Source organism: Streptomyces sp. T39 (genome assembly GCF_008042045.1).
Taxonomy (GTDB): Bacteria; Actinomycetota; Actinomycetes; order Streptomycetales; family Streptomycetaceae; genus Streptomyces.
The window spans coordinates 2735407-2759840 of the sequence record NZ_RDBP01000012.1 but is presented as its reverse complement, the minus strand read 5'-3'; the positions used below and the strand labels follow the sequence as shown (position 1 = coordinate 2759840).

General features: G+C 72.1%; 24 protein-coding genes and 1 riboswitch. Of the genes, 8 read left to right on the top strand and 16 right to left on the bottom strand.

Annotated elements, in window-relative coordinates; translation table 11 throughout:
- Together EAO77_RS13590 and mnmA are read right to left on the bottom strand one after the other, a co-directional pair.
- The coding region (locus EAO77_RS13590) for an SUMF1/EgtB/PvdO family nonheme iron enzyme (protein WP_147989115.1) at positions 1–583 on the bottom strand (583 nt) is incomplete at its 3' end.
- 634 nt (positions 584–1217) lie between these two features.
- Positions 1218–2339: a tRNA 2-thiouridine(34) synthase MnmA gene (mnmA, locus tag EAO77_RS13585; protein WP_147988253.1), complete on the bottom strand. Its 1122-nt coding sequence runs from the start codon at positions 2337–2339 to the stop codon at positions 1218–1220.
- Positions 2340–2400: 61 nt separating this feature from the next.
- On the opposite strand from mnmA, the gene EAO77_RS13580 reads away from it, so the two are divergent.
- The 5 genes from EAO77_RS13580 to EAO77_RS13560 all read left to right on the top strand — a co-directional run bounded on the left by EAO77_RS13580 (position 2401) and on the right by EAO77_RS13560 (position 7208).
- A complete protein-coding gene (locus EAO77_RS13580; RefSeq protein ID WP_147988252.1) occupies positions 2401–3105 on the top strand; it encodes an N-acetylmuramoyl-L-alanine amidase in 705 nt (234 codons plus the stop codon).
- 719 nt (positions 3106–3824) lie between these two features.
- Positions 3825–4193 (top strand): hypothetical protein, encoded by a 369-nt coding sequence (locus tag EAO77_RS13575; RefSeq protein ID WP_147988251.1) that lies wholly within the window; start codon positions 3825–3827, stop codon positions 4191–4193.
- A gap of 123 nt (positions 4194–4316) precedes the next feature.
- Positions 4317–5492 carry a radical SAM protein gene (locus EAO77_RS13570; protein WP_187283206.1) on the top strand — a complete coding sequence of 392 codons (1176 nt, stop codon included), beginning with the start codon at positions 4317–4319 and terminating at the stop codon, positions 5490–5492.
- Positions 5493–5498: 6 nt separating this feature from the next.
- Complete coding sequence (locus tag EAO77_RS13565; RefSeq protein ID WP_147988249.1) at positions 5499–6074, top strand: hypothetical protein; 576 nt, start codon at positions 5499–5501, stop codon at positions 6072–6074.
- 51 nt (positions 6075–6125) lie between these two features.
- Positions 6126–7208, top strand: coding sequence for a MerR family DNA-binding transcriptional regulator (locus tag EAO77_RS13560; protein WP_147988248.1), 1083 nt, complete (start codon positions 6126–6128; stop codon positions 7206–7208).
- 388 nt (positions 7209–7596) lie between these two features.
- Here the strand turns inward: EAO77_RS13560 and EAO77_RS13555 are convergent, their stop codons facing one another.
- The 4 genes from EAO77_RS13555 to EAO77_RS38595 all read right to left on the bottom strand — a co-directional run bounded on the left by EAO77_RS13555 (position 7597) and on the right by EAO77_RS38595 (position 10823).
- The gene (locus EAO77_RS13555) at positions 7597–8667 is read right to left on the bottom strand and encodes an RICIN domain-containing protein (RefSeq protein WP_147988247.1); all 1071 of its coding nucleotides are present in this window, start codon (positions 8665–8667) and stop codon (positions 7597–7599) included.
- Positions 8668–8950: 283 nt separating this feature from the next.
- Positions 8951–10114, bottom strand: coding sequence for a cysteine desulfurase family protein (locus EAO77_RS13550; protein WP_147988246.1), 1164 nt, complete (start codon positions 10112–10114; stop codon positions 8951–8953).
- A gap of 165 nt (positions 10115–10279) precedes the next feature.
- A complete protein-coding gene (locus EAO77_RS39965; protein ID WP_261993891.1) occupies positions 10280–10651 on the bottom strand; it encodes a hypothetical protein in 372 nt (123 codons plus the stop codon).
- Between the two features lie 19 nt (positions 10652–10670).
- Positions 10671–10823 (bottom strand): hypothetical protein, encoded by a 153-nt coding sequence (locus tag EAO77_RS38595; RefSeq protein ID WP_187283205.1) that lies wholly within the window; start codon positions 10821–10823, stop codon positions 10671–10673.
- A 101-nt stretch (positions 10824–10924) separates the two neighbouring features.
- On the opposite strand from EAO77_RS38595, the gene EAO77_RS13540 reads away from it, so the two are divergent.
- Positions 10925–11539, top strand: coding sequence for a TetR family transcriptional regulator (locus tag EAO77_RS13540; protein ID WP_147988245.1), 615 nt, complete (start codon positions 10925–10927; stop codon positions 11537–11539).
- Positions 11540–11610: 71 nt separating this feature from the next.
- On the opposite strand, the gene EAO77_RS13535 is transcribed toward EAO77_RS13540, so the two are convergent.
- The 10 genes from EAO77_RS13535 to EAO77_RS13490 form a co-directional block, all read right to left on the bottom strand.
- Positions 11611–12501 (bottom strand): thioesterase family protein, encoded by an 891-nt coding sequence (locus EAO77_RS13535; RefSeq protein WP_147988244.1) that lies wholly within the window; start codon positions 12499–12501, stop codon positions 11611–11613.
- 22 nt (positions 12502–12523) lie between these two features.
- Positions 12524–13195 (bottom strand): trimeric intracellular cation channel family protein, encoded by a 672-nt coding sequence (locus tag EAO77_RS13530; protein ID WP_147988243.1) that lies wholly within the window; start codon positions 13193–13195, stop codon positions 12524–12526.
- Positions 13196–13251: 56 nt separating this feature from the next.
- Positions 13252–14694: an ABC transporter ATP-binding protein gene (locus EAO77_RS13525; RefSeq protein WP_261993890.1), complete on the bottom strand. Its 1443-nt coding sequence runs from the start codon at positions 14692–14694 to the stop codon at positions 13252–13254.
- Positions 14691–15689 carry an ABC transporter ATP-binding protein gene (locus EAO77_RS13520; protein ID WP_147988242.1) on the bottom strand — a complete coding sequence of 333 codons (999 nt, stop codon included), beginning with the start codon at positions 15687–15689 and terminating at the stop codon, positions 14691–14693. The genes EAO77_RS13525 and EAO77_RS13520 overlap by 4 nt, the downstream gene beginning before the upstream one ends.
- Positions 15690–15695: 6 nt before the next feature.
- Complete coding sequence (locus EAO77_RS13515) at positions 15696–16658, bottom strand: ABC transporter permease (RefSeq protein WP_261993889.1); 963 nt, start codon at positions 16656–16658, stop codon at positions 15696–15698.
- A gap of 1 nt (position 16659) precedes the next feature.
- Complete coding sequence (locus EAO77_RS13510) at positions 16660–17664, bottom strand: ABC transporter permease (protein WP_147988241.1); 1005 nt, start codon at positions 17662–17664, stop codon at positions 16660–16662.
- An 86-nt stretch (positions 17665–17750) separates the two neighbouring features.
- On the bottom strand, positions 17751–19421 hold the full coding sequence (locus EAO77_RS13505) for an ABC transporter substrate-binding protein (RefSeq protein WP_147988240.1): 1671 nt from the start codon (positions 19419–19421) through the stop codon (positions 17751–17753).
- Positions 19422–19676: 255 nt separating this feature from the next.
- On the bottom strand, positions 19677–20483 hold the full coding sequence (locus EAO77_RS13500; RefSeq protein WP_147988239.1) for an enhanced serine sensitivity protein SseB C-terminal domain-containing protein: 807 nt from the start codon (positions 20481–20483) through the stop codon (positions 19677–19679).
- Positions 20484–20737: 254 nt separating this feature from the next.
- Complete coding sequence (locus EAO77_RS13495; protein WP_147988238.1) at positions 20738–21484, bottom strand: enhanced serine sensitivity protein SseB; 747 nt, start codon at positions 21482–21484, stop codon at positions 20738–20740.
- 265 nt (positions 21485–21749) lie between these two features.
- Entirely contained in the window at positions 21750–22418 is a 669-nt protein-coding gene (locus tag EAO77_RS13490; protein WP_147988237.1) for an AAA family ATPase, read from the bottom strand.
- Positions 22419–22634: 216 nt separating this feature from the next.
- Positions 22635–22732: riboswitch (glycine riboswitch) on the top strand.
- 150 nt (positions 22733–22882) lie between these two features.
- Between EAO77_RS13490 and gcvT the strand changes: the two genes are divergently transcribed.
- Together gcvT and gcvH are read left to right on the top strand one after the other, a co-directional pair.
- On the top strand, positions 22883–23998 hold the full coding sequence (gene gcvT, locus EAO77_RS13485; protein ID WP_147988236.1) for a glycine cleavage system aminomethyltransferase GcvT: 1116 nt from the start codon (positions 22883–22885) through the stop codon (positions 23996–23998).
- A gap of 58 nt (positions 23999–24056) precedes the next feature.
- Positions 24057–24434 carry a glycine cleavage system protein GcvH gene (gene gcvH, locus EAO77_RS13480; protein ID WP_147988235.1) on the top strand — a complete coding sequence of 126 codons (378 nt, stop codon included), beginning with the start codon at positions 24057–24059 and terminating at the stop codon, positions 24432–24434.

Below are 24434 nucleotides of genomic sequence, written 5' to 3'. Positions count from 1 at the left end.
CGCCGCGCGCGCCGTACTCCCACTCGGCCTCGGTCGGCAGCCGCTTCCCGGCCCAGGCGCAGTACGCCTGGGCGTCGTTCCAGCTGACCTGCACCACCGGGTGGTTCTGGAGGGTGCCGGCGGACGAGAGCGGTCCGGCGGGGTGACGCCACGAGGCGCCCCGCACCACCAGCCACCAGGGGGTGCCGGCGGCCCGGCCCAGCACGTCTCCGGGTTCGGCGCGCACCGCGAGGTGGAACACGGCGGACATGCCCAGCCGTTCGGCGTCCGTGACGTAGCCGGTGTCCTTGACGAAGGCGGCGAACGCGGCGTTGGTGACGGTGGTGGCGTCCATGAGGAACGGGTCGAGGCGGACCTGGTGCACCGGTCCCTCGCCGTCCGCCGCGTAGCCCTCGCCGAAGCCGTCGCCCATGGCGAACGTGCCCCCCGGCAGGCGCACTTGGCCCCGGGTGCCGCGCCGGTCCGCGGCCGGGCGGAACGGGCCGGGAGGGGTGGTGCCGAGGGAACCGATGAGCACACCGCCGCCGGCGGCGGGCGCGTGGCAGCGGCTGTGGCCGTCGGCTGACGGGACGCAGCAGGACATGGCGAGGCTCCATGGTTCGGCGGAAGGGGACACGAGAGCCCCCACCGGGCACGCGCACGGCGCCGTTTGCCCCACCGCCGCGGCATCACCGGACCGGCCGCGCCGCGGCGGCCCCGGGGCGGGGCACGCCAGAGCGGGTGGGCGGTGCGCGGACGGGGCGGCCCGGCGGGGGGCGCGGGACGGAGGGCGAGGGCGGACGGGCTACGGCGAGCGCGTCAGCGCCACAGGGACGGCGGGACGGACACCCAGGGGGTCTTCGTGGGGGTCTTCGCCGGCCGTGTCACGGGGAGCAGCCCCGAGGGCACCCGCGAATGGGGCCGGAGGCTGTGGAGAACGAGGTGCTCAGCGACAGATCTGGTCGAAGTGGTCGGCGCGGCGGCTGGGCCAGAAGGGGTCCAGCGGCACGGTGTGACCTGTGTGGGCACTCCTCATGCCGGAGATGACACCACGTCGCCCTCCCCACCGCAACGCCCTGTCCGTTCCCTGAGACCCCTCGTCCCGGCATGCGGCGCCGACGCCGCATGCCGGCGGTCCGCCGCGACCCGGGGTGCCGGGAGCCGGCGGTCCGCCGCGATCCCGCAGGGGCCGTTCACGCCGTCGGCGCGCCTCGCGGCGGCGCGGACCGCGGGCCGCCTCAGACCGACGCGGTCGCCCGTCGGGTCGTCGCGATCGTCGCCGAGCCGACGACGCGGGTGCCGTCGTAGAGCACGATCGCCTGGCCGGGGGCGACGCCGCGGACGGGCTCGGAGAAGTCGACGCGCAGCTCGCCGCCGACCAGCTCCGCGGTGGCCTCGGTCTCGCCGCCGTGGGCGCGGAGCTGGGCCGTGTAGGTGCCCGGTCCCGACGGTGCCGTGCCGCACCAGCGGGGCTTGATCGCGGTGAGGGCGTGGACGTCCAGCGCCTCGACGGGGCCGACGGTGACGGTGTTGTCCACCGGGGAGATGTCGAGGACGTAGCGCGGCTTGCCGTCGGGCGCGGGGTGGCCGATGCGCAGGCCCTTGCGCTGGCCGATGGTGAATCCGTAGGCGCCCTCGTGGGTGCCGAGCTTCGCGCCCGCCTCGTCGACGATGTCGCCCTCGGCGCGGCCGAGGCGGTTCGCCAGGAAGCCCTGGGTGTCGCCGTCGGCGATGAAGCAGATGTCGTGGCTGTCGGGCTTCTTGGCCACGGCCAGGCCCCGGCGCTCGGCCTCGGCCCGGATCTCGTCCTTGGTGGTCAGGGTGTCCCCCAGCGGGAACATGGCGTGCGCGAGCTGCTTCTCGTCCAGCACGCCCAGCACGTACGACTGGTCCTTGGCCATGTCGCTGGCCCGGTGCAGCTCGCGGGTGCCGTCGTCGTTCAGCACCACGGTCGCGTAGTGGCCCGTGCACACCGCGTCGAAGCCCAGCGCGAGCGCCTTGTCGAGGAGCGCGGCGAACTTGATCTTCTCGTTGCAGCGCAGGCACGGGTTGGGCGTGCGCCCGGCCTCGTACTCGGCGACGAAGTCCTCCACCACGTCCTCGCGGAAGCGCTCGGCGAGGTCCCACACGTAGAAGGGGATGCCGATGACGTCGGCGGCACGGCGCGCGTCGCGCGAGTCCTCGATGGTGCAGCATCCGCGGGCGCCCGTGCGGAAGGACTGCGGGTTCGCGGAGAGGGCCAGGTGCACGCCGGTGACGTCGTGCCCCGCCTCGGCTGCGCGGGCGGCGGCGACGGCGGAGTCGACACCGCCCGACATGGCGGCGAGGACGCGGAGGGGGCGCTGGGAGGTCTCAGTCATAGCGGTACCAGGGTACGGGTCCCGGGGAACCGAAAGCTCGTGAGTATGCGTTGTGGTCGGCATGGGGAGCGAGAGCGGTCGCGGCAGCCGGAAGAAGCCCGCGCAGAAACCGAACATGACCAGGCGGGCCGTGCTGATCGGCGGCGGCGCAGCGGTGGTGGGCGGCGGGCTGTGGGCCGAGGAGGAGATCCGGCGGCTGTGGCGCGGCATGCCCTGGGTGCGTCCGCCGCGCAAGGAGGGCGAGCTCGACTTCGCGGGAGCCCAGTGGGTCTCGGCGAACGCCGCGAACTGGCGGCTGGCCTGGCGGCCGGACGACTACGAGATCGACCGGGTCGTGATCCACGTCGTGCAGGGCAGCTACGCGACGGCCCTGAAGGTCTTCCGGGACCCTCTGCACAAGGCGGCGACCCACTACGTGGTGCGCAAGGACGGTCACGTCGCGCAGATGATCCGCGAGTACGACGTCGCCTACCACTGCGGCAACCGCTCCTACAACGAGCGCAGCATCGGCATCGAGCACGAGGGGTTCGTGGACCGGCCGAAGGACCTCACGGCCGCGATGTACGCCGGTTCGGCGCGGCTGACGGCCGACATCTGCGCGCGTCACGACATACCGGTGGACCGCGAGCACATCGTCGGCCATGTGGAGATCCCGGGCACCGACCACACGGATCCGGGCCCGCACTGGGACTGGGACCGGTACATGAAGCTGGTGGAGGAGGCGCTGCCCGAGGCGAAGCGGGCCGCGGAGGCGCGCAAGGCCTGACGGAGGCCCGGGCGCGGGGCGGTCCGGTGGCCCGGCCGGCCGCGCGCGGGTCCCTGCGGAGCCGCCCGGGACGGACCCGCGGGACGTGGACGTCCGGTCCGGTCCGGTCCGGTCCGGTCGGGAACGGCTCGCAGAAGGGGGCGAGGCCGCCCGGCCCGGCGCAGGGTCGTCCCGCGCCGCTGCGGACGCGAACCCGGCCTGAGACGCCTTCTCGCCAAAATGACCGTCCACAGGAGCATCCGCCTGAGGAACGCGAGGCGGAAGAGGCTCCTGTGCAGACGCCGGGTCGATGCCCGCGAGGCCCGGCCGGGCAGGCTCGACGACCGGCCCCGCCGCCCGGAGAACCCCGGCCAACTGGGGTTTCCCGTACACACCCGGGTGCGGGACCGGAAGGGACGGGACAGCCGATTCCCCGCGCGGAATCCCGGCGCGTTCATCAGGCCATCGCCCGCACGGCCGGACGGAAGGCGAATCACCCTGTTGACCGGCCGGGTCCGTGACGCCTTCAATACCGGCAGCGCCAGGCGCCGGAGCCGGTCGGATTTCGCCTCGGGGATTCCCCCGCGGTGGCCGCCTTCTCGCGTCCGCGCTTCGGTTGTCCGCTCATGAGGTACGTGCACCGCCGCGATAGTGAGTCGTGCTCGCACCCGTTCCTCGTGACGCGTGCGCCGGTCCGATTCCTCATGTCCGGGGGGCGCGTTCCCGGAAATGGAGGAGCAATGAGACCCGTCGATCCCCAGCGTTATCTCGCCTATCTGGCGACCCTGGCCGCCGGACTGGCCGCACCGGCCCTCGCGGCCGGTGTCGCCCAGGCCGCCGCCGCGCCCGCTCAGCCCGCGCAGACGGTCGCCGTCTCCGACTCGGCACGGGCGACGCTCGCCGCCCAGTCGGCGGAGGCGGACCAGGAGGCGCTCTCCGCCGACGGCCTGTACTCGCAGTTCAACGAGATCTACAACAGGGTCTACAACGAGGTGATCAACCCCTACCTGCAGCGGGTCCAGCCGTACCTCCAGGGCTTCACCCCCGCCGAGTCCGGGAGGACGGCCGCCGACGCGCCGCTGAGCCGGATCCTCGACGACCTGTCCTGATCTCACCCGCCGGTGCCCGTGCCGGCGGTGTTCACCAGGCTCCGAACCGGGTGCGGACCGCGTCCGCCGGCCGCATCCGGTGATCCGCGTCCCTGACATCCCTATGTGCGAGGAGGCCGGCGAGTGGCGAGGGAAACGAAGAGACAGGTCCAATTCGTCGTCAAGATATCCAAGTTCTGCAATCTGCGATGCTCCTACTGCTACGAGTTCGCCGACCTCGGACAGCGCGAACGGATGAGCCGGGAACAACTGCGTTCCATGTACGTGCACATGCGCGACTACTACGTGGAAAGAGACCGGGAGGACGGCGCGCGCACGCACCTCCACATCGTCTGGCACGGCGGCGAACCGCTCATGATCGAACCGGAATACTATTGGCGGAGCCTGGACGACCAGCGTGAAATCTTCGGTGACGCGCTGACGGTGAGCAATTTCGTCCAGACGAACCTCACCGTCCTCGACGACGAGCGGATCAGACTCCTGAGGGACGGATTCGACCATGTCGGCGTCTCCGTCGACCTCTTCAGCGGACTCCGCGTGAACATCGCCGGCCGGGACCAGCAGAGCAGGGTCGTCGCCAACATGGAGCGGCTGCGCTCCGAAGGGGTGCAGTTCGGCTGCATCACCGTGCTCACCCGGCGGAACCTGCGCAGGGTGAAGGACACCTTCGCCTTCTACGAGAAGGCGGGCATCGGTTTCCGGGTGCTCCCCCTCTTCGACGGCGCCTACGACGACCAGCACCTGGCGTACGACATCACCGTCCCGGAGATCGTCTCCGCGCTCAGCGAGATGGCCGATCTCTGGCTGGAGAGCGACACCCCGGTGCAGGTCTCCCCGCTGGACAGCCACTTCCAGATCGTGCTGCGCCACCTCAACCCCGACGCCCCGCGCGTGTACTTCAACCAGCGCGAGTGGATGTCGGTCATGGTCGTGGACACGCCCGGCGACGTCTACGCCTACGGAGACCCCTACGAGGACCCCGAAGCCTGTCTGGGCAACATCTTCACCACCCCGATCGGTGAGCTGCTCTCGGGTTCGCGCTTCGAGGCATCGGCCGTCGCCGCGGAGACCCGGATGGCCGCGAACTGCCTGAACTGCAAGTACTTCGGCGCATGTTCCGGCGCACCCATCGCGAGCAACCGCGACAACGTGCACACGGTCGTCGACGGCATCGCCGTCTGCGACGTCGAGCGCGCCGTGCTGGAGCACATCGAGCACCGGCTGCGGAGCAGCGACGTCGTCGACCCCGACGGACGGATCAGGGCGGCGTCGGCACCCGCCGTCGATCCCGTCGCCTGACAGGGGATGGACGGCGGGAGGGGCGGCCCGCCCCGCGATCCCTTCGAGGTGACCGTCACGGCGGCGGACGGTCCTCGCTCCCCCGTGCCCGACCCGCCGTTCCACGACGCGGCACCGCTGGTCGCCGTGACCCTGGAGACCATGCCGGACGCGGACGAAGGGCAGGCGCCCCTGCCGTTCCTGTACCTCGACCTGGACGGTCTGCCGCGGTCGGCGGCGATCGTCCGGGGAGACCGCATGCCGGGGACGGCCCTGGAGAAGGCGCTGACGCTGTTCGTCCACAGCTCCGGCAACGGCTACGTCGGCATCACGGTCACGGAGCGGGCCACGGACCCCGCCGCCTCGGGCCCCGGCCCGCGCGTCCTGCGCGTGGCCGTCGACCCCGTCCGGCACGCGGAGGGACTCGCGGCGGCGGTCCGCGGCGGGCGGCTGGTGGTGGCCCACCTCCGGACGTCACCGGCGGGTGCGCGCCACCGGTCGCTGCTTCCGGTCGACGTGGACGGACGAGTGCTCGAACGGATCGTCCGAGCGGCGCTGACGCATCCGCGGCGGGTGCGGGTGGGCCTGGGAGGCGCCCCGTAGGTTGACCCTCGACATGGTGCAGGGCCCAGGGTCATGGGTGTGGAGAGCGAGATGCGCAGTATCGGGGAGATGGCCAGGGACAGCGGACTGAGCGCGAGCGCGCTGCGGTTCTACGACCGGGCCGGTGTCCTCGTGCCCGCCTGGGTGGATCCGCTGAGCGGCTACCGCTGGTACGAGCCCGGGCAGCTCGACGAGGCGAAAGTGCTGACCCGGCTGCGCCGGGCCCAGATGCCGCTGGCGGACATCCGGCTGGTGCTGGCCGGGTGGTCCGGCGCGGACACGGAGCTGGTGCGCGGGCTGCTCGACGCGCACCTGCGCCGGCTCGAACAAGGGCTGTCCGACGCCCGCACCGAGTTCTCCACGATCCGAGAGCAGCTCGACGACAGGGAGAACCCCATGACCTCGCTCGGCACGTCCGCCCCCGTCCGTGTCACCGTCCCCGCCGGCCGCCTGGCCGCCGCCCTGGACGCGGTCCGTTTCGCGGTGGGCGCCGATCCCGAACTGCCCGTGCTCGGCGGGGTGCTCCTCGACATCGAGGGCGACGCGCTGCGGGTCGTGGCCACCGACCGCTACCGGCTGGCCGTCGGCGAGGCGGGCACCGAGGGCCACGGCGGCGACCGGGTGCAGGCTCTCGTCGGCGCGCCGCTGGTCGACGCGATGCGGGCGCTGCTCGGCGGCGAGGAGACCGCCCGGCTCAGCCTGGACGGGGACCGCGTGACGCTGGAGACCGACGGCGGCCAGGCGGGCGGGCAGCGCCTGGAGCACGAGTTCCCCGACTACCGGCGTCTCGTCCAGCTCCCGGCCGGCCGCACCGCCGTCGTGGACGTCGCCGCCTTCGGCGAGGCCCTGCGGTCCGGGCCGGTGCGCGACCACGAGGACTCCGAGCGGAGGGGAGTCTCCTACGAGGTGAGCGTGATCGCCGTGGACGGCGGGAGGGTGGCGGTCCGCGGCGATGGTGACGAGGACGAGCACCGCGTCGGCGTGAACCGCGCCTATCTGCTGGACGCCCTCGCCGCCGGCGCCCGGGACCGGCTCGTCCTGGAACTCGGCGCGCCGACGGCCCCCGTGGTGATCCGCCGCCCCGACGACGAGGGCACCTACTCGCTGCTGATGCCGGTCCGTTTGGCGGACTGAGCGCCGCCGTCCTCCGCACCTGTACGGCCGGTGTACGGATGCGACGACGTGTCCCGGCTGCCGCGGCCCCCGTTGAACACTGCCCCGGCGCACGGCGTGACCCACGCCGTGCGCCGGCCGGCGTACTCGGGGACGGGAAGGACGTGAGGGCGGTGCGCGAGACGCGGAACAGCCGTACGGCGAAGGAGAAGGGGGAGGGCGGGGACGTGCCGGGCGTGTGGCCGGCGTACGGCTGAGTCCGGGGCGGCCCGAGGGTCTACGGCGGCGGGCCGTCGTGTCCGGCGTCGCGCCGTTCCGGGCGGCCGCGCACGCGCGCGGCTGCGACCCGCGGTCGAAGGGCGCGCCCACCCCGCGGATGTGCGCGCCCTCCGTGCGCAGCCCCGATCCGTCAGGCGGCGCAGCCGGTGAACTCGGTGCCGGTCCGGGCGAGGTAGACGCTCGCGCCGCCCTGGGCGTCACTGGTCAGCGGGACGGTCACGGTGTCCTGGGTCTTCCACGGGTAGCCGCCCGCGTCGAAGGTCCACTCACCGGTCACCTCGGTGGCGAGCGCCGCGAGCGCCACCCATCCGTAGTGGGCGGGCGGCACGGAGACGGCCAGGCTGTTGCCCAGGGTCTCCTTGAGGTCGTACGAGACGCTGCCGGAGATGGTCTGGCTGACACGGGTCTGCAGGGCTCCGGGCGCGCCTCCGGAGAGCTCGGCGGTGAACTGGATGCCGAGCGTGCTCGTCCAGCCGCTGGTGGTGGAGAGCGAGAAGGTCCACTGCACGGGCTGGGCCGTGCCGTTGTACCAGACCGGGGAGACGCACTGCTTCGGCAGCGGCACGGCGGGCGCCTGAACGCCCTTGCGCCAGGTGCAGGTCGAGGCGTCCTGCTGGCACCGGATCGAGGCGAAGTCCACGGCGGCGTCGAAGGCGGCCGGGGACGCCGAGGCAGGGAGGCGCCACTGCTGGGCCCGGCTTCCGTTGCAGGTGTAGGTCTGCGTCCAGGCGTCGTCGTACTGGGCGCCGAGCACGATGTCGAGGCACTTGTGGGTGCCGGCGTTGCGGATCATGAAGGTGTCGGCGGCGCCGGTCACCGGCTGGAAGTACCAGCGCTGCGCCGACACGCCCGAGCAGTTCTGCTGGCGGAGCGGGACGCCGACCGCCGCGCACTTGCCGGTCGCGTCGTTGACGAGGGTGAACGAGCCGTTGGACTGGAGGTCGGCGGTCCACTGCTGGTGGTAGCCGGGTGCGGAGTTGGTGACGAGGAAGACGCCCTCCCCGGTGTTCCCGTTCTGCACGTCGAGGTTGCGGCCGCCGTTGGCCGTGGTGAGCGTCAGTCCGCTCAGTCCGGTCAAGGACGTGCCCCGGCTGTCCGCCGCCTCGGCCGCCGCGGGTGCGGCGGGCAGGAGTGCGACGGCGAACGCGGCCGCGAACGCCGTGAGCGTTCTGAGCAGGTACGAGCGCTTGGGCGGTGTCATCTCGGATACTCCCGGTCGGTTCGGTGTCCAAGGCCCCGGACCGCGCGGCAGGCGGGGAGCATGTGACACGACAACCTGGTCATGCGCATGACACTTTCCCCCATGCTCTCCCCCAGCACACGCAGCCGCGTCGCGGCCTTCCTGATGCGCATCGTGCGGGAGGGACCGCCCATCCGGAGGAGCATTCCGGATAGGTGTCCGAGAAGCAGGCGGAAGGCGGCCGAGACCGGCCCGGCGCACGCCCGCGCACAACCAGGCGCAGGACTGGCCGCGCCCGGCCGCGCTAGGTCAGCCCCGCCGTCCGCGCCCGCTCGACCGCGGGGCCGATGGCCTGGGCGACCGCGTCGACGTCCGCCTTGGTGGAGGTGTGGCCGAGGCTGAAGCGCAGGGTGCCGCGGGCGAGGTCGGGGGCGGTGCCGGTGGCGAGGAGGACGTGGCTGGGCTGGGCGACGCCGGCGGTGCAGGCGGATCCGGTGGAGCACTCGATGCCCTGGGCGTCGAGGAGCAGGAGCAGCGAGTCGCCCTCGCAGCCGGGGAACGTGAAGTGCGCGTTGGCGGGCAGGCGGTCGACCGGGTCGCCGCCGAGGATCGCGTCGGGGACGGCCTCGCGCACGGCGCTGACCAGGCTGTCGCGCAGCGCGCCGATGTCGCGGGCGAACTCCTCGCGGCGCTCGGCGGCGAGGTGCCCGGCGACGGCGAACGCGGCGACGGCCGGCACGTCGAGGGTGCCGGAGCGCACATGGCGTTCCTGGCCGCCGCCGTGGAGCACGGGGACGGGGCTGTACTCGCGGCCCAGGAGCAGGGCGCCGATGCCGTACGGGCCGCCGATCTTGTGGCCGGAGACGGTCATCGCGGCGAGCCCGGAGGCGGCGAAGTCGACGTCGAGCTGACCGAAGGCCTGTACGGCATCGGCGTGCAGGGGGACGTCGAACTCCTTCGCCACCGAGGCGAGTCCGGCGACCGGGAAGACGGTGCCGATCTCGTTGTTGGCCCACATGACGGTGGCCAGGGCGACGTCGTCGGGGTTGCGGGCGATGGCCTCGCGCAGGGTGTCGGGGTGGACCCGCCCGTGGGTGTCGACCGGCAGGTACTCGACGGTCGCGCCCTCGTGCTCGGCGAGCCAGTCCACGGCGTCCAGCACGGCGTGGTGCTCGACGGGGCTGGCCAGGACGCGTGTCCTGGCGGGGTCGGCGTCGCGGCGGGCCCAGTACAGGCCCTTGACGGCGAGATTGTCCGCCTCGGTGCCGCCCGAGGTGAAGACGACTTCGCTGGGGCGGGCGCCGAGGGCTTCGGCGAGGGTTTCGCGGGACTCCTCGACGGTACGGCGGGCCCGGCGGCCGGCGGCGTGCAGTGCGGACGCGTTGCCGGTGACGGCGAGCTGGGCGGTCATCGCCTCGATCGCCTCCGGAAGCATCGGAGTCGTCGCGGCGTGGTCGAGGTAGGCCATGATGGCCCCGATTCTACGAGGCGGTCCGAGGGCGCGGACGCGGCGCAGGGGGGCACGCCCGTCCTGACTGCGCGCCGGGGGCGCGCAAAGGCCCGGGCCGGGGTGCCGTAGGGGGCCCGGGGGGCGGCTCTCCCCCGGGTTGCGGCGGGCGTACCGCGAGGTCGGTCAGCCGCCGAAGCCCCAGACGACGGAGCCGTTCGCCGTGACCAGGACGGCCAGGACCACGAGGTCGGCGACGCCGAGCCCGAGGCCGAGGAGGGCCCGGCGGCGGCGGGCGGTGCCGCGCAGCAGGGCGAGGGTCGCGAGCACGATGGCGATCGGCCCGAGCACGATGTTCATGACGAGCAGCCCGGTGAGGCCGAGGACGAAGGCGGCGACGGCCATGCCGTCGGCGTCCCGGGTGCCCGTGGGGGCGGGGGCCGGCGTGGTGCCGGGCTCCTCCGTGCGCCGCTCGGGGGCGCCGTCCGCGGCGGCGGGTCGGTGGCGGGCCGTGCCGGACGTGCCGGTGGTGGGCCGTACGAGGGTGTCGATACGCATGAGGTTCTCTCCTTCCGGGTCAGCCTCGCCGGGCGCGGCGCTCGCGCACGGCGAAGGCGATCAGCCAGCAGCCGATGAGGGCGCCGGCCACGAGGGATACGGATGCGGGGAGTTGGACCACGGCGCCCAGCATGATGCCCATGACGAGGAGCGCTGCGACGAGGACGATCACGACTGTCCTTCCGGTGGACGACTGCACTTGAGAGTACGTATGTTCACTGACCGTCGAGTCTACTCTTCCCAATTCGAGATAACGGTTGTTTACTGAATGTCATGAGTCACACCGTCGGCATCCGTCAGGCCCAGAAGCAGAAGACCCGTCAGGCGCTGCTGGACGCGGCACTGCGGCTGCTGGAGGACCAGAGCCTGAGCAGCGTCGGACTGCGTGAGGTCACCCGGGCCGTGGGGGTCGCGCCGACCGCCTTCTACCGGCACTTCACGGGCATGGCCGACCTCGGCGTCGCCCTGGTCGAGGAGGCCCTCGGCTCGCTCCACGCGACGATCGGGGAGGCCCTGACGGAGCCGGCGGACGAGGCCCGCATCGATCGGACGGTGGCGCTCGTGGCCGAGCTGGTGCGCACCTCTCCGGCCCATGTGCGCTTCGTGGCCCGGGAGCAGCACGGCGGCGTGGCCGCCGTGCGCGCGGCGATCGGCGAGCAGCTGGGGCGCTTCGCGGACGAGGTGGCGGCGGTCTTCGCCGCGGAGCCCGAGTCGGCGGGGTGGAGCAGGGACGACCTGGACATGCTCGCCGGGATGTACGTCGACCACATGGTGATGACCGCCTCGGCACTCCTGGAGGCGGGCCCGGAGGACGAGGAGCGGGTGAGCGCGCTGGCGCGGCGCAGACTGCGGCTGGTGAGCCTCGGCCGCCGGCACTGGCTGGACTGAGTGAGGCGCACCGCACGCACCGCGCCCCCGTCCGGTGGACGGGGGCGCGGTGCGTGCACGTGCGGGCGCCGTCAGGCGGTGCGGGGCGCCTTGGCGAGCTGGCGGGACTGGGCGACGAGACGGTCCGCGGAGTCCCAGACCTCGGCGTCCTCCTCCAGGAAGCCGCCCGCCAGGTTGCGGGTGGTGATCGCGACCCGCAGCGGACCGGGGGCGGGGCGGCAGCGCACATGCGTGGTCAGCTCGACCGTCGGGGTCCAGCCGGTCAGGCCCAGCTCGAACGAGGTCGGCGGCAGCGCGTCCACCGTCAGCAGCAGCGACAGCGGGTCCGCGTCGCGGCCGTCGGCCAGCGCGAACCAGCCCCGCATCTCGCCCTTGCCGGAGGGGGCGCCGATCGCCCAGCCGATCGTCGCCGGGTCGAGCTTGATGTCCAGCCGCTCGGTGATCGCGGAGCTGCCGGGGATCGGGGCGGGGCCGTCCGAGGGGCCGAAGCAGTGGTCGATCGGGGCGATGGCCGGCGGCTCGGCCGTGGTGCGCACGTCGTCGGGCAGGGCGTCCAGGTCGCCGTAGGTGGCGAGGACGCGGATGCGCTCGACCTCGGTGCCGTCCTCCTCGAACTGGAGGAGCGACGCCTGCCCGGTGGAAAGGGTGCGGCCGGTGCGGACGACCTCGGTGCGGATCACGGCGGGGCCGGGCCGGGACGCCGTGAGGTAGTGCGCCGAGACGGAGAAGGGGTCGGGATGCGGGAGGGCGTCGCCGAGGGCGCGGCCCAGCATCGCGAGCAGGTAGCCGCCGTTGACGGCGTGGATGATCGTCCAGCCGGCCGAGAGCTCCGCGTCGTAGACACCGGGCTCACGGCGGGTGACCGCGGTGTCGCGGTCGAACTCGCTGTCGCCGACGGTCGCCCGGGCGGATCGCGGTACGGGTACCGCCGCCTGCGCCGTCGCCTGTGCTGCCTCTGCCATGCCGGTACGGTACAACAAACAATTACTGAGCGGTAGCTTTTTCCTCGGTGGCCGCCGAACGCCGGTTCCAGGCACGGGGCGCACGCCAGTGGTAGCGCATGGCCAGCAGACGCAGGACGAAGGCGGTCACGACCGCGACGCCGCTGCTCGCCGCGTTGAGGGCGTCGAAGCGGATGCACAGCACGACCATGGTGGCGCCGACGATCGCCGGCACCGCGTACAGGTCCCGGTCCCAGCGCAGCAGCGAGGGCACCTCGTTGGCCAGGACGTCACGCAGCACACCGCCGCCGACGGCCGTCGCCACACCCAGCGCGGCCGAAGCGGTGAGGCCGAGGCCGAACTCGTACGCCTTGGTCGTCCCGGTCACGCAGAAGAGGCCCAGTCCGGCCGCGTCGAAGACGTTCACACCGACCTGGATGCGCTCCACGTGCGGGTGGAGGAAGAAGACCAGCGCGGTGGCGACCAGGGGTGTCACGAAGTACCCGAGATCGGTGAAGGCCGCGGGCGGTACGGCCCCGATGATCAGGTCGCGGATCAGCCCTCCGCCCAGCGCCGTCACCTCGGCGAGGACGGCGATGCCGAAGACGTCGAAGTTCTTGCGTACGGCGAGCAGCGCGCCCGAGATCGCGAAGACGAAGATCCCCGCGAGGTCGAGCGCGTGCTGGACGGAGGGCGTGAAGAGTTCTTGGAACACCGGACAGTTCTACCGTGCGTGTCCGTGCCCGGTGTTCCCGGCCGCTCCCGAGTCCGTCAGCCGGACTCGGCGGCACCCTTCCCGGCGGGCTTCGCCGCCGACGCGGCGGTGGCGCCGGAGCCCTTCGGCTCGTCGGCACCGGAGCCCTTCGGCGCGTCGGCGTCCGATCCCTTCGGCGCGTCCGCGACGGGCGCCTCGGCGTCGGAGCCCTCGGGCTCGTCGGCACGGGCGTCGGCATCTGCGCCGGAGCCGTCGGCCGCCTCGCCCTCCGCGGAGGCGGGCTCGTCGGCGTCGGCGGACTCGGCGTCCGAACCGGCCGCGTCGTCCTCGGGCGCGTCCGCCTCCGCGGACCCGCCCGCCGGTGCGTCGTCGGCGGCGGGGCGGGGAGACGGGACGGCGACCGCGGCGGACGCCGGGTCCGTCACCGTCTCGGAGACCGCGGCCTCCTTCGACGCCACCGCCTCCGTCGCCACGACCGCGTCGATGCCGGTGGAGCGGGTCTGCGCGACCGTGCCCTCGTCGATCTCCTTCGCGAAGTGGCAGGCCACCTTGTGGCCGTCGCCGAGGTCGGTCAGCACCGGACGCTCGACCGCGCACTTGTCCTGCGCCCAGGGGCACCGGGTGTGGAAGCGGCAGCCGGCCGGCGGGTTCGCCGGCGACGGCAGGTCGCCCTGGAGCAGGATCCGCTCGCGCCGGTCCTCGACCTCGGGGTCGGGCACCGGCACGGCCGACATGAGCGCCTTGGTGTACGGGTGCTTGGGGCCCTCGTACAGCACGTCGCTCGGCGCCTCCTCGACGAGGCCGCCCAGGTACATCACCCCGATGACGTCGGAGATGTGCCGGACGACGGCGAGGTCGTGGGCGATCACCAGGTAGGTGAGACCCAGGGACTCCTGGAGCTCCTCCAGCAGGTTGATGACCTGCGCCTGCACGGAGACGTCCAGCGCGGACACCGGCTCGTCGCAGATGATCACGTCCGGTTCGAGGACGAGCGCCCGCGCGATGCCGATGCGCTGGCGCTGACCGCCGGAGAACTCGTGCGGGTAGCGGGAGAGCGCGTTGGCCGGCAGGCCGACCTTGGCGAGGATCTCCTGGATCTTCTCCCGCCGCTCGGCCTGGTCCTTGCCGATGCCGTGCGCGGCCATGCCCTCGGCGAGGATCGACTCGATGTTCTGCCGGGGGTTGAGGCTGCCCAGCGGGTCCTGGAAGACCATCTGGAGGCGGCGCCGGAAGCGGCGCATCTCCTCGTCGGGCAGCTTCGCCAGGTCGGTGCCGTCGAAGACGACCTCGCCGTCGGTGATGTCCACCAGCCGCAGCACGGCCCGGCCGAGCGTCGTCTTGCCGCAGCCCGACTCGCCGACGAGCCCGTACGTCTGGCCCGCCTCGACCTTCAGCGAGACGCCGTCGACCGCGTAGACGTGGCCGACCGTGCGGTCGAAGAAGATGCCCTTCTTGACGGGGAAGTGGACCTTCACACCGTCGAGTTCGAGCAGACTCATGCCGAGACCTCCGCCTTGGGCTTGGGAAGGACCGGGTTGACGCAGCGCACCTGGTGGCCCGCGGCGCGTGGTTCGGTCAGTTCGGGGGTGCCCGTCAGGCACTCCATCGTGTAGAAGTCGCAGCGGGGCGCGAAGGCGCAGCCGTCGGCCCAGGCGATCCGGTCGTTGATGGAGCCGCGGATCGGGCTGAGCGGCTCGCCGCGGGGGGCGTCGAGACGCGGGATGGAACCGAGCAGCCCGTGCGCGTACGGGTGCGTGGGGTGCGCGAACAGCTCACGCCGCGCGGCGGACTCCACCGCCCGTCCCGCGTAGAGCACGTTGACCTGGTCGCACAGGCCGGCGACGACGCCCAGGTCGTGGGTGATCATCAGCAGGGCGGTGCCCTCCTGGTCGACCAGTTCCTTGAGCAGTTCCAGGATCTGCGCCTGGATCGTCACGTCGAGCGCGGTGGTCGGCTCGTCCGCGATCAGCATGCGGGGGGCACACGCGACGGCCATGGCGATCAGCGCGCGCTGGCGCATGCCGCCGGACAGCTGGTGCGGGTACTCCTTGAGCCGCCGGGTCGGGTCGGGGATGCCGACCCGGTCCAGCAGGTGGGCGGCCTCCTTGCGGGCGGCCTCGCCCTTCAGGCCGCGGTGCCGCTGGAGGATCTCGGTGACCTGCACACCGATCGGGACGACCGGGTTCAGCGAGGACAGCGGGTCCTGGAAGATCATCGCCAGCTGGCTGCCGCGCAGGTCGCGCCGCTTGCGCGGGCTCATCGACAGCAGGTCCTCGCCGTCGAAGACGGCCCGGCCGCCGATCCGCACACCCTTGTCCGGCAGCAGTCCCATCAGCGCGAGCGAAGTGACGGACTTGCCGCACCCCGACTCGCCGACGAGACCGACGACCTGACCCTGGTCGACGTCGAAGGAGACGCCGTCGACCGCGGTGGAGTCCTTGCGGCCCTTGGCGGTGAAGGTGACGCTGAGTTCGTCAACGGAAAGCAGTGCCATGGGACTTCAGCCTCGCAGCTTCGGGTCGAGGGCTTCGCGCATGGCCTCGCCGAGCAGGGTGAAGCCGAGGGCGGTGATGATGATGCCGACGGCCGGGTAGGCCGCCATCATGGGCTCGTTGTCGAAGAACCGCTGCGCCTGGGAGAGCATGACGCCCCACTCGGGCACGGCGGGGTCGGGGTTGCCGAGGCCCAGGTAGGACAGCGCCGCGGCCTCGATGATCGCCGTGGCGAGGCTGAGCGTCGCCTGGACGATCACGGGGCTGAGCGAGTTCGGCAGGATCTGCGTGAGCACGATCCGCTTCTTGCGCACACCGAGCGCTTTCGCCGCGAGCACGTAGTCGGCGCCGCCCTGGGCGAGCATCGAACCGCGCAGCATGCGGGCGAAGACGGGGATCTGCACGACACCGACCGCGATCATCACCGTGGTCAGGGACTGGCCCATGACCGCGGCGATCGAGACCGCCAGCAGCAGGCCCGGCAGCGACAGCATGATGTCGGTGATGCGCATGATCACGGTGTCGACCTGCCGGCCGAACCGTCCGCCGAGCGTGGCGGCGGCGCCGGACAGGATGCCGACGAGCGCGCCCACGACGAGGCCGATGAGCATCGAGACGACGCCGACGAGCAGGGTCTGGCGCGCGCCGACCAGCATCCGGGAGAACAGGTCGCGGCCCAGGTGGTCGAGGCCGAACCAGTTCTCGCCGCGCATGCCGACGAACTTGCCCTGGTTGGGGAAGACCTCGCCGCGCCAGGTCTGCGCGGTGGGGCTGTGCGGGGCGATCCACGGTCCGATGATCGCGAGCACCACGAAGACGGCGATGACGGCGGCACCGATGATCGCCATCTTGCTGGAACGCAGCCGCCGCATGGCCTCGCGCCACAGGCTGGCGCCGGTGGTGGCCTCGGAGGTCTGCATCAGCTCGGCGAGCCGATCGATCCTGTCGGCCTTCTTGGTCATGGTCGTCACGTCAGTGCACCCGCACTCTCGGGTCGATGATGCTGTACGCGAGGTCGACCAGCAGGTTGATGAGGACGTACACCATCGCGATGAAGAGGATGAACCCGACGAGCACCGGGTAGTCGCGTGCGTCGATCGAGGTGCGGATGAAGGAGCCGATGCCGCCGAAGGAGAACACCGACTCGGTGAGCACCGCGCCCGACAGGAGGCTGCCGGTCAGCAGACCCACGGCCGTGATCACGGGGAGCATGGCGTTGCGCAGCACGTGCCGGCCCCGCACCACGCGCTTGTCCAGGCCCTTGGACTCCGCCGTGCGGACGTAGTCCTCGCCGAGGACCTCCAGGACGCTGGCCCGGGTCATGCGCACGATCACCGCGAGCGGGATGGAGGCGAGCGCGATCGCCGGCAGGATCAGGTGCATGATCGCGTCCCAGGTGGCGTCGAGCTCACCGGTCAGCAGGCCGTCGAGGGTCGCGAAGCCGGTGACGTCGGTGGCGTCGAGGCCCGTCGAGAGTCGTCCGTAGCTGGGGAACCACTGCAGCTCGACCGCGAAGATGCCCTTGAGCAGCAGTGCGAGGAAGAACACCGGGATGCAGATGCCGATCAGCGATCCGGACACCGAGGCCACGTCGAGCCAGCCGCCGCGGTGCTTGGCGGCCAGGTAGCCGAGCGGGATGCCGACGAGGACGGCGATGAGGATCGCCGCGACGCTGAGCTCGACCGTCGCCGGGAAGCGCAGGGTGAACTCGTCCCACACCGGCTGGCCGGTCTGGGTGGACGTGCCGAGGTCGAGTTCGGCGATGCGCTTGAGGAAGCGCCAGTACTGGACGTGGACGGGCTCGTCGAGGCCCAGCACACGGTTGATTCTCGCCACTTCGGCTTCGGTCGCCCGCTCGCCCAGGATCGCTGAGGCGGGTCCGCCGGGCAGTCGGTTCAGCCACAGGAAGAGCAGAACCGACAGGCCGAGCAGGGTGGGAATGAGCTGTAGCAGTCTTCGTACGACGAGTCGCAGCACCCCGCATGCCCCTTTCTTACGTGCGTCGATGCGGGTCCGCCCGGCCACGGAGGTGCTGTGGCCGGGCGGACCCGCAGGGGTTTCGGTTACTTGAAGGAGACCTCGGCGAAGTTCTCCTGCGTCAGCGGGGAGACCTTCGGCGGGTTGACGTTCTTGCCGAACGCGATGGCCGGCGGCGAGGACGAGATCGGCACGCCGGGGGCGTAGGCCATGATCGCCTCGTTGGCGGCCTTGTAGGCGTCGGTGCGACCCGCGGGGTCGGTCACCTTCGAGGCGGCGTTGACCGCGTCGAAGACCTTCTGGTCCTTGAAGCCCCACTGCTTGTCGTACCCGGCGAACCAGGTGCCGATGAAGTTGAAGCCGTCGTTGAAGTCACCGGTCCAGCCGAGCATGTGCAGGGCGCAGGAGCCCGCCTCGGTGGCGTCCAGGTAGTCCGGGGCCCACTTCATGGCCTTCGGGACGACGGTGATGCCGGCCTTCTCCAGGTCGGCCTTCATCAGCTCGAACATGTCCTGCGGAGCGGGCATGTACGGGCGGGTGACCTCGGTCGGGTAGCAGAACTCGACCTTCAGCTTCTCCTCACCGGCGGCCTTGAGGAGCTCCTTGGCCTTGTTGGTGTCGAAGGGGTAGGTCTTCACCTTGTCGGAGAAGCCGGCGACCGTGTCGGGCATGAACTGGGTCGCGGCCTTGCCGCCCTCGGGCAGCTGGGTCTTGACGAGGTTCTCGCGGTCGATGGCGTGGGTGATGGCCTGGCGGACCTCGGCCTTCTTCAGCGCCGGGTTCACCTCCTGGCTCATGCCGACGTAGAAGATGTTGAAGACGTCACGGGTCGGGACCTGGTAGCCCTCGCCCTCCAGCGTCTTCACATCGGCCGGGGCGACGAGGTCGTAGCCGTCGATGTCACCGGCCTGAAGGGCCTGGCGGCGGCCTTCCTCGGTGTCGATCGTGCGGAAGACCAGGTTCTTGACCTTGGCCTTCTCACCCCAGTAGTCGTCGAAGGCCGTGAGCGAGACCTCCTTGTTGCCCTTGTTCCACTTGGTGATCTTGTACGGGCCGGTGCCGGCGACCGTGCCGGCCTCCTGGCTGTACTTCGGGTACGTGATCGCGTCGCCCTTGGCGGTCGCGTCCTGCTTCTCGTACTCCTTGAGGGCCTTCGGCGAGTGGATCGCCAGGGCCTGGAGGGAGAAGCCGCCCGGGAGGTTGGCGGAGGGCTCGTTGACCTCGATGACGGCGGTGTTCTCGTCCTTGGCGGTGCAGGACTTGTAGTTCGCCTTCGGGGCCTCGGGGTCCTCGTTCTTCGCGAACCCGCCCATGATGGTCTGCCAGTAGTAGGAGACCGCGCTGGACTGGTACGTGCCCTTCCAGTTGAACCAGTGGTCGTAGTTCGCACAGACGGCGGCGGCGTTGAACGCCTCGCCGTCGTGGAACTTCACGCCCTGGCGCAGGTTGAACGTCCAGACCTTGCCGGCCGGGTCGCTCGACCACTTCTCGGCGAGGCCGCCGACGAGCTTGCTGCCTCCGGGCTCGTGCTCGAGAAGCGCCTCGAACGCCTGACGGGTGACCCGGAAGGTCTCGCCGTCGCTGGCGAGGGCCGGGTCGAGGGAACCGGGGTCGCCGGCACCGGCGAAGACGAAGGTGTCCTTCGCGCCGGCCTTGTCACCGTCCTTGCCCCGCTCAGAGGAGCATCCCGTGGCGATCAGACCGACAGCGACCGCTGCCGTGATCGCCCGAGTGGCTCGGGACTTGAATATTCGCATGGGTCCACCCCTGGTTCACCATGTATGAGGTCTTGACCGGCCGAACACTACAGATCAGGGGCACGACGGTGAACAGTCCGGATAACGGTGATACCTACCTGAGACCCGGACACTCAACAAACCGGTCATATCCGGGACATCCTCCCCCGGCCAGTTAACACCCTTGACATCTGGCGCAGTTCGAGGATGGGTGTTCGAACCGCATCTCACGCCTCGGGCGGGTCGCCGCCCGTCCGGACGGCGCGCCGGGGTGGATCAGCGCAGGCCACCGGCCGCGCCGGGCTGCGGGTAGCCGTAGCCCCCGGCACCGGCGGCGGGCCCACCGGCGTGCGCCTCGCGGTCGTAGAAGGGGCGGGTATTGGCCCGCATCCACATCGTCACGGGGTCGTACTCGTCGGCGAGCGCGACCGTCGAGACCGGCAGGCCGTCCGGGACCGCGCCGACCGACTGCTGCATCATGGCCCGCACCGACTCGACCGCCTGCGGACCCGTGTCGTACAGGTCGAGGCCGACGGCGAGATAGGCCGGGCCGACCGCCGGCTGCACCCAGGCGCGGCGCAGCGAGCGCACGGCGGGGGTGCGGTGGGCGTTCTGGGTGAGGAGCGCGTAGAACTGGGGGATCTCGACCGCCGGTTCGGACAGCCGCAGCGGGCCGGCCGGCATCCGGTCGAGGCCGGCGGCGATACGGCGCAGGTCCAGCCACGGGATGCCGACCCCGCCGCCCCGGGCGTGCGGGTTGAGCCAGATGCCCCACCGCTCGGGGTAGAGGATGCGGGCGATGTCGGGACCGCTCACCACCTCGTGCGCACGGGTCCAGCCGGACGCGGCGAGCTCCTGCGGGGAGGTCACGCACGGGGCGTAGCCCGCGCCGTCGACCTCGAGGTTGCCGTACTGGGCGTCGGGGGAGCCGGGCTGCCCGTGCCACAGGAGCATCCAGACACGGCCGCCGGCCGGGTCGGCGAGGGCGCGCAGGAGTGCCTCGTACGCGTCGAAGCGCCCGGGAGTCACCTGGCGCAGCATGTGCTCGACCTGCCCGGCCGCCGCGGTGCCTGACGCGCTCACCCTGGATTCCGCCCCTTCGTCCCTGCAGGGCGGCGCGATCCGCGCCCCGCCGCCCGTCGTTGCCTGCTGATGCCGTGTGCTGGTGCTGCGTGCCGTTTCCGCGTGCCGTGTGCCCTGTGCTGGTGCCGTGCCGTGCGCCCGGCGGTGCCCGCCGTGTGCCGTCACCGTCCGCCGCATGGGCGGCGGATGGTCGGGGGCGCGCCGTTCAGGCCATCAAACCAGCTTAATCGGCAGTTCCGACACAGACCTGGCCTCTATCGCGGAAGTCGCTCGTAGAAGGGGCGGACCCGCTCCAGCATCCAGTCGGCCACCGGGTCCTGCGCAACGTCCAGAAGGACGAGATTCACCGGCCACGGCACGTGGGCCCGGCCGAGCGCGCGGCCGAGGGCGTCCATCGGGGCGTTGCGGTCCGCGCCCTCCCAGGAGGAGAGCTGCACCCCGACGAAGAGGGCGGGCTCGTCGCCCTCGACGGAGGCGAGCGCACGGCGGGCGCTGACGACGACACCGGACGCCTCGAACTCACCGGCCGCGGCGGCGAGGAAGTCGACCGGCTCCTCCTGCCAGTCCGGCTCGAACAGCCGCACCCGGCCGCCGGAGGCGGGGCCGTCCAGAGGGGTCCGTCCCGACCTGCACAGTTCGGCCACGGCGGGCGGGGGGAGCGGGACGCCGACGGCGCCGCCGGGGTTCACGGCGATGCCGAGCTGCGGGGGGAGGCCACGGGCGAACTCCCGGGCGGGCGCCACGGTGAACGGCATGTGCGCGCCGACGGTGGCGAGGAACTGCTGCTCGGAGCTGAAGACGGGGACGTAGGCGGCGCCGTCTATCTCGGTGGTCGGCAGGTCGAGGTCCCGGCTGTCGGGGCCCCCGCCGTTGGGGAGCGGCACCCATATGTGGCTGCGCCCGAGCACCTCGACGATGCGACCGCCGGCGGCGGGGTTGCCGAGGGCGGCGGCAAGGGTCTCTTCCAGCTCGTTTCCGGGCCAGCCGTGGTGGTTGTCCATGCGCGTCGTCTCTGTCTTCCCGGTCGTGCCCGGGGGCGCTCCCGGGGTCGCTCCGACTGTAGCCGGGAGGGGGGTGGTCCGTGGAGGGCATGGGCGGGGGCGCGTGCGTCGTGGTGCGGGGCTCGGGGCGTGCACGGCCCGTCCGCGCGGCGCCTTGCCGGGGCCCCGCCCCCCGGACCCCCGCGCCTCGAACGCCGGCGGGGCTGGAACGCAACCCCTTGCGTCTCACGACGCGGGCGGGGCTGAGTCCGGTCGGCGGGGGGTGTCAGGGGTGGCCGAAGGCGAGGGTGTGGAGGGTGGCCGCCGCGTCGCGGTCGAGGAGGACGGCGGAGGAGCAGCCGGACGGGAGGCGGCCGGACTCGGCGTCGGAGACGAGGCGGCCGACGGCGCGGCGGTGGCGGGCGAAGGCGTAGCCGGAGACGCCCCGCCCCCGCTCGCGCTGCCCGTCGCGGGCGACCTTCGGCGGCACGTCGAGGAGGAGCAGGTGGAGGGCGCGGCCCCGCCGCGCCGCCTCGCGGGCGAGCCAGCGGCGCACCCACGCCTGGGTGCCGCAGTCGTGGACGACGACGCTCCGGCCGGAGCGCAGGGCCCGGCGCAGGCCCGCGTAGTGGGCGAGCCGGACGAGCGGGCGGTAGACGGCGTACGGCAGGCTCCCCGGCATGCGGGCGTCCCAGCGGTCGCGGGTGTCCTGGGAGTCGATGCCGCGATCCGGCGCCGTCCGCTGGATCAGCGTCGTCTTGCCGCTGCCGGGCAGGCCGGAGACGACGAGCAGGTCCCCGTCGCCGAAGACGAGGCGCCCCGGGCTGCGGCCCGCGCGCTCGCGCAGGTCCCGCAGCACCGGCGCGGGCGCGTCCAGCAGGCCGCGGACGGGCACGCCCGGCGGAGCGGGCACCCCCGTGGCCGCGGCGTATGCACCGGACCTCTGCAACGTCATCACGCTCCCCCTTGTCGCGTCGTCCGACCCTTGCCCTCTAACCTGACCCATGAAGTGTAAAGAATTGGTAATACGAATCCACCGATTTCGGCACCGCGGGTGAGGTCTGTGTCACCGGCCGCGTGCGTACCGTCACGCATCGCTGCCTGGTACCGCACTCCCCCGCTTCGCCCGCGGGCATGCAATGATGTGCGCGCCAACTCCATACAGGCCGCTTGAATCCGCGCGGGAGAGTCCCTGCCACCTGGTGTGGCGGGCGCCGAAGGAGCAAGTTCCTCCCTTGAATCTCTCAGGCCCCGTACCGCGTGCGATGAGGCAGATCTGAAAAGCGAGCCGCGCTCACACCCGGCTCCACCCAAGGTGCAAGTCACGACCATCCGTACGCGGGGTCGCGGCGAACCTCTCAGGTTCCGATGACAGATGGGGAGGATTGTCCTCGCCGCCATGCCCTGGGAGCCATACCTATGAGCACTTCCCCCCGCCGTACCGCGCTCGATGCCCTGCATCGCTCGCTGGGCGCGACCATGACCGACTTCGCGGGCTGGGACATGCCCCTGCGGTACGCCAGCGAGCGCGACGAGCACCACGCGGTCCGCACCCGGGCCGGGCTGTTCGACCTCTCGCACATGGGCGAGATCACCGTCACCGGCCCGGGTGCCGTCGACCTGCTCGACCACGCGCTGGTCGGCAACATCTCGACGGTGGGCCCCGGCCGGGCCCGGTACACGATGATCTGCCGCGAGGACGGCGGCATCGTCGACGACCTGATCGTCTACCGCCTCGGCGACACCGAGTACATGGTGGTCGCCAACGCGGGCAACGCCCAGGTCGTGCTGGACGCCCTGCGCGAGCGCGCGGCCGGCTTCGACGCCGAGGTGCGCGACGACCGCGACGCCTACGCGCTGATCGCCGTCCAGGGGCCCGAGTCCCCGGGCATCCTCGCGTCCCTGACCGACGCGGACCTGGACGGCCTGAAGTACTACGCGGGCCTGCCCGGCACCGTGGCCGGCGTCCCCGCCCTGATCGCCCGAACCGGCTACACCGGCGAGGACGGCTTCGAGCTGTTCACCGAGCCGCAGCACGCGGAGAAGCTGTGGACCGCGCTCACCGAGGCCGGCCAGGGCGCCGGCCTCGTCCCCTGCGGCCTGTCCTGCCGTGACACGCTGCGCCTGGAGGCGGGCATGCCGCTGTACGGGCACGAGCTGACCACCGCGCTGACCCCGTTCGACGCGGGCCTGGGGCGCGTCGTGAAGTTCGAGAAGGCCGGCGACTTCGTCGGCCGCGAGGCGCTGGCCGCCGCCGCCGAGCGCGCCGAGCAGGCCCCGCCGCGCAAGCTCGTCGGCCTGATCGCCGAGGGCCGGCGGGTGCCGCGCGCCGGGATGCAGGTCGTCGCCGGCGGCGAGGTCGTCGGCGAGGTGACCTCGGGCGCGCCCAGCCCGACGCTCGGCAGGCCGATCGCCATGGCCTACGTCGACGCGGCCCACGCCGCGCCCGGAACCGAGGGTGTCGGCGTCGACATCCGTGGTACGCACGAGCCGTACGAGGTCGTGGCGCTGCCGTTCTACAAGCGCGCGAAGTGACTCCCCGCACTCCCCTCCCGTTCACCACCACTGCCCCGCGTACAGGAGAATTCAGCCCATGAGCAACCCGCAGCAGCTGCGCTACAGCAAGGAGCACGAGTGGCTGTCGGCCGCCGAGGACGGCGTGTCGACGGTCGGCATCACCGAGTTCGCGGCCAACGCGCTCGGCGATGTCGTCTACGCCCAGCTCCCGGAGGTCGGCCAGAGCGTGACCGCGGGCGAGTCCTGCGGCGAACTGGAGTCGACCAAGTCCGTCAGCGACCTCTACTCGCCGGTGACCGGTGAGGTCGTCGAGGCGAACCAGGACGTCGTGGACGACCCGTCGCTGGTGAACTCGGCGCCCTTCGAGGGCGGGTGGCTCTTCAAGGTGCGCGTCACCGGGGAGCCGGACGACCTGCTCTCCGCCGACGAGTACACCGAGTTCTCCGGGAACTGA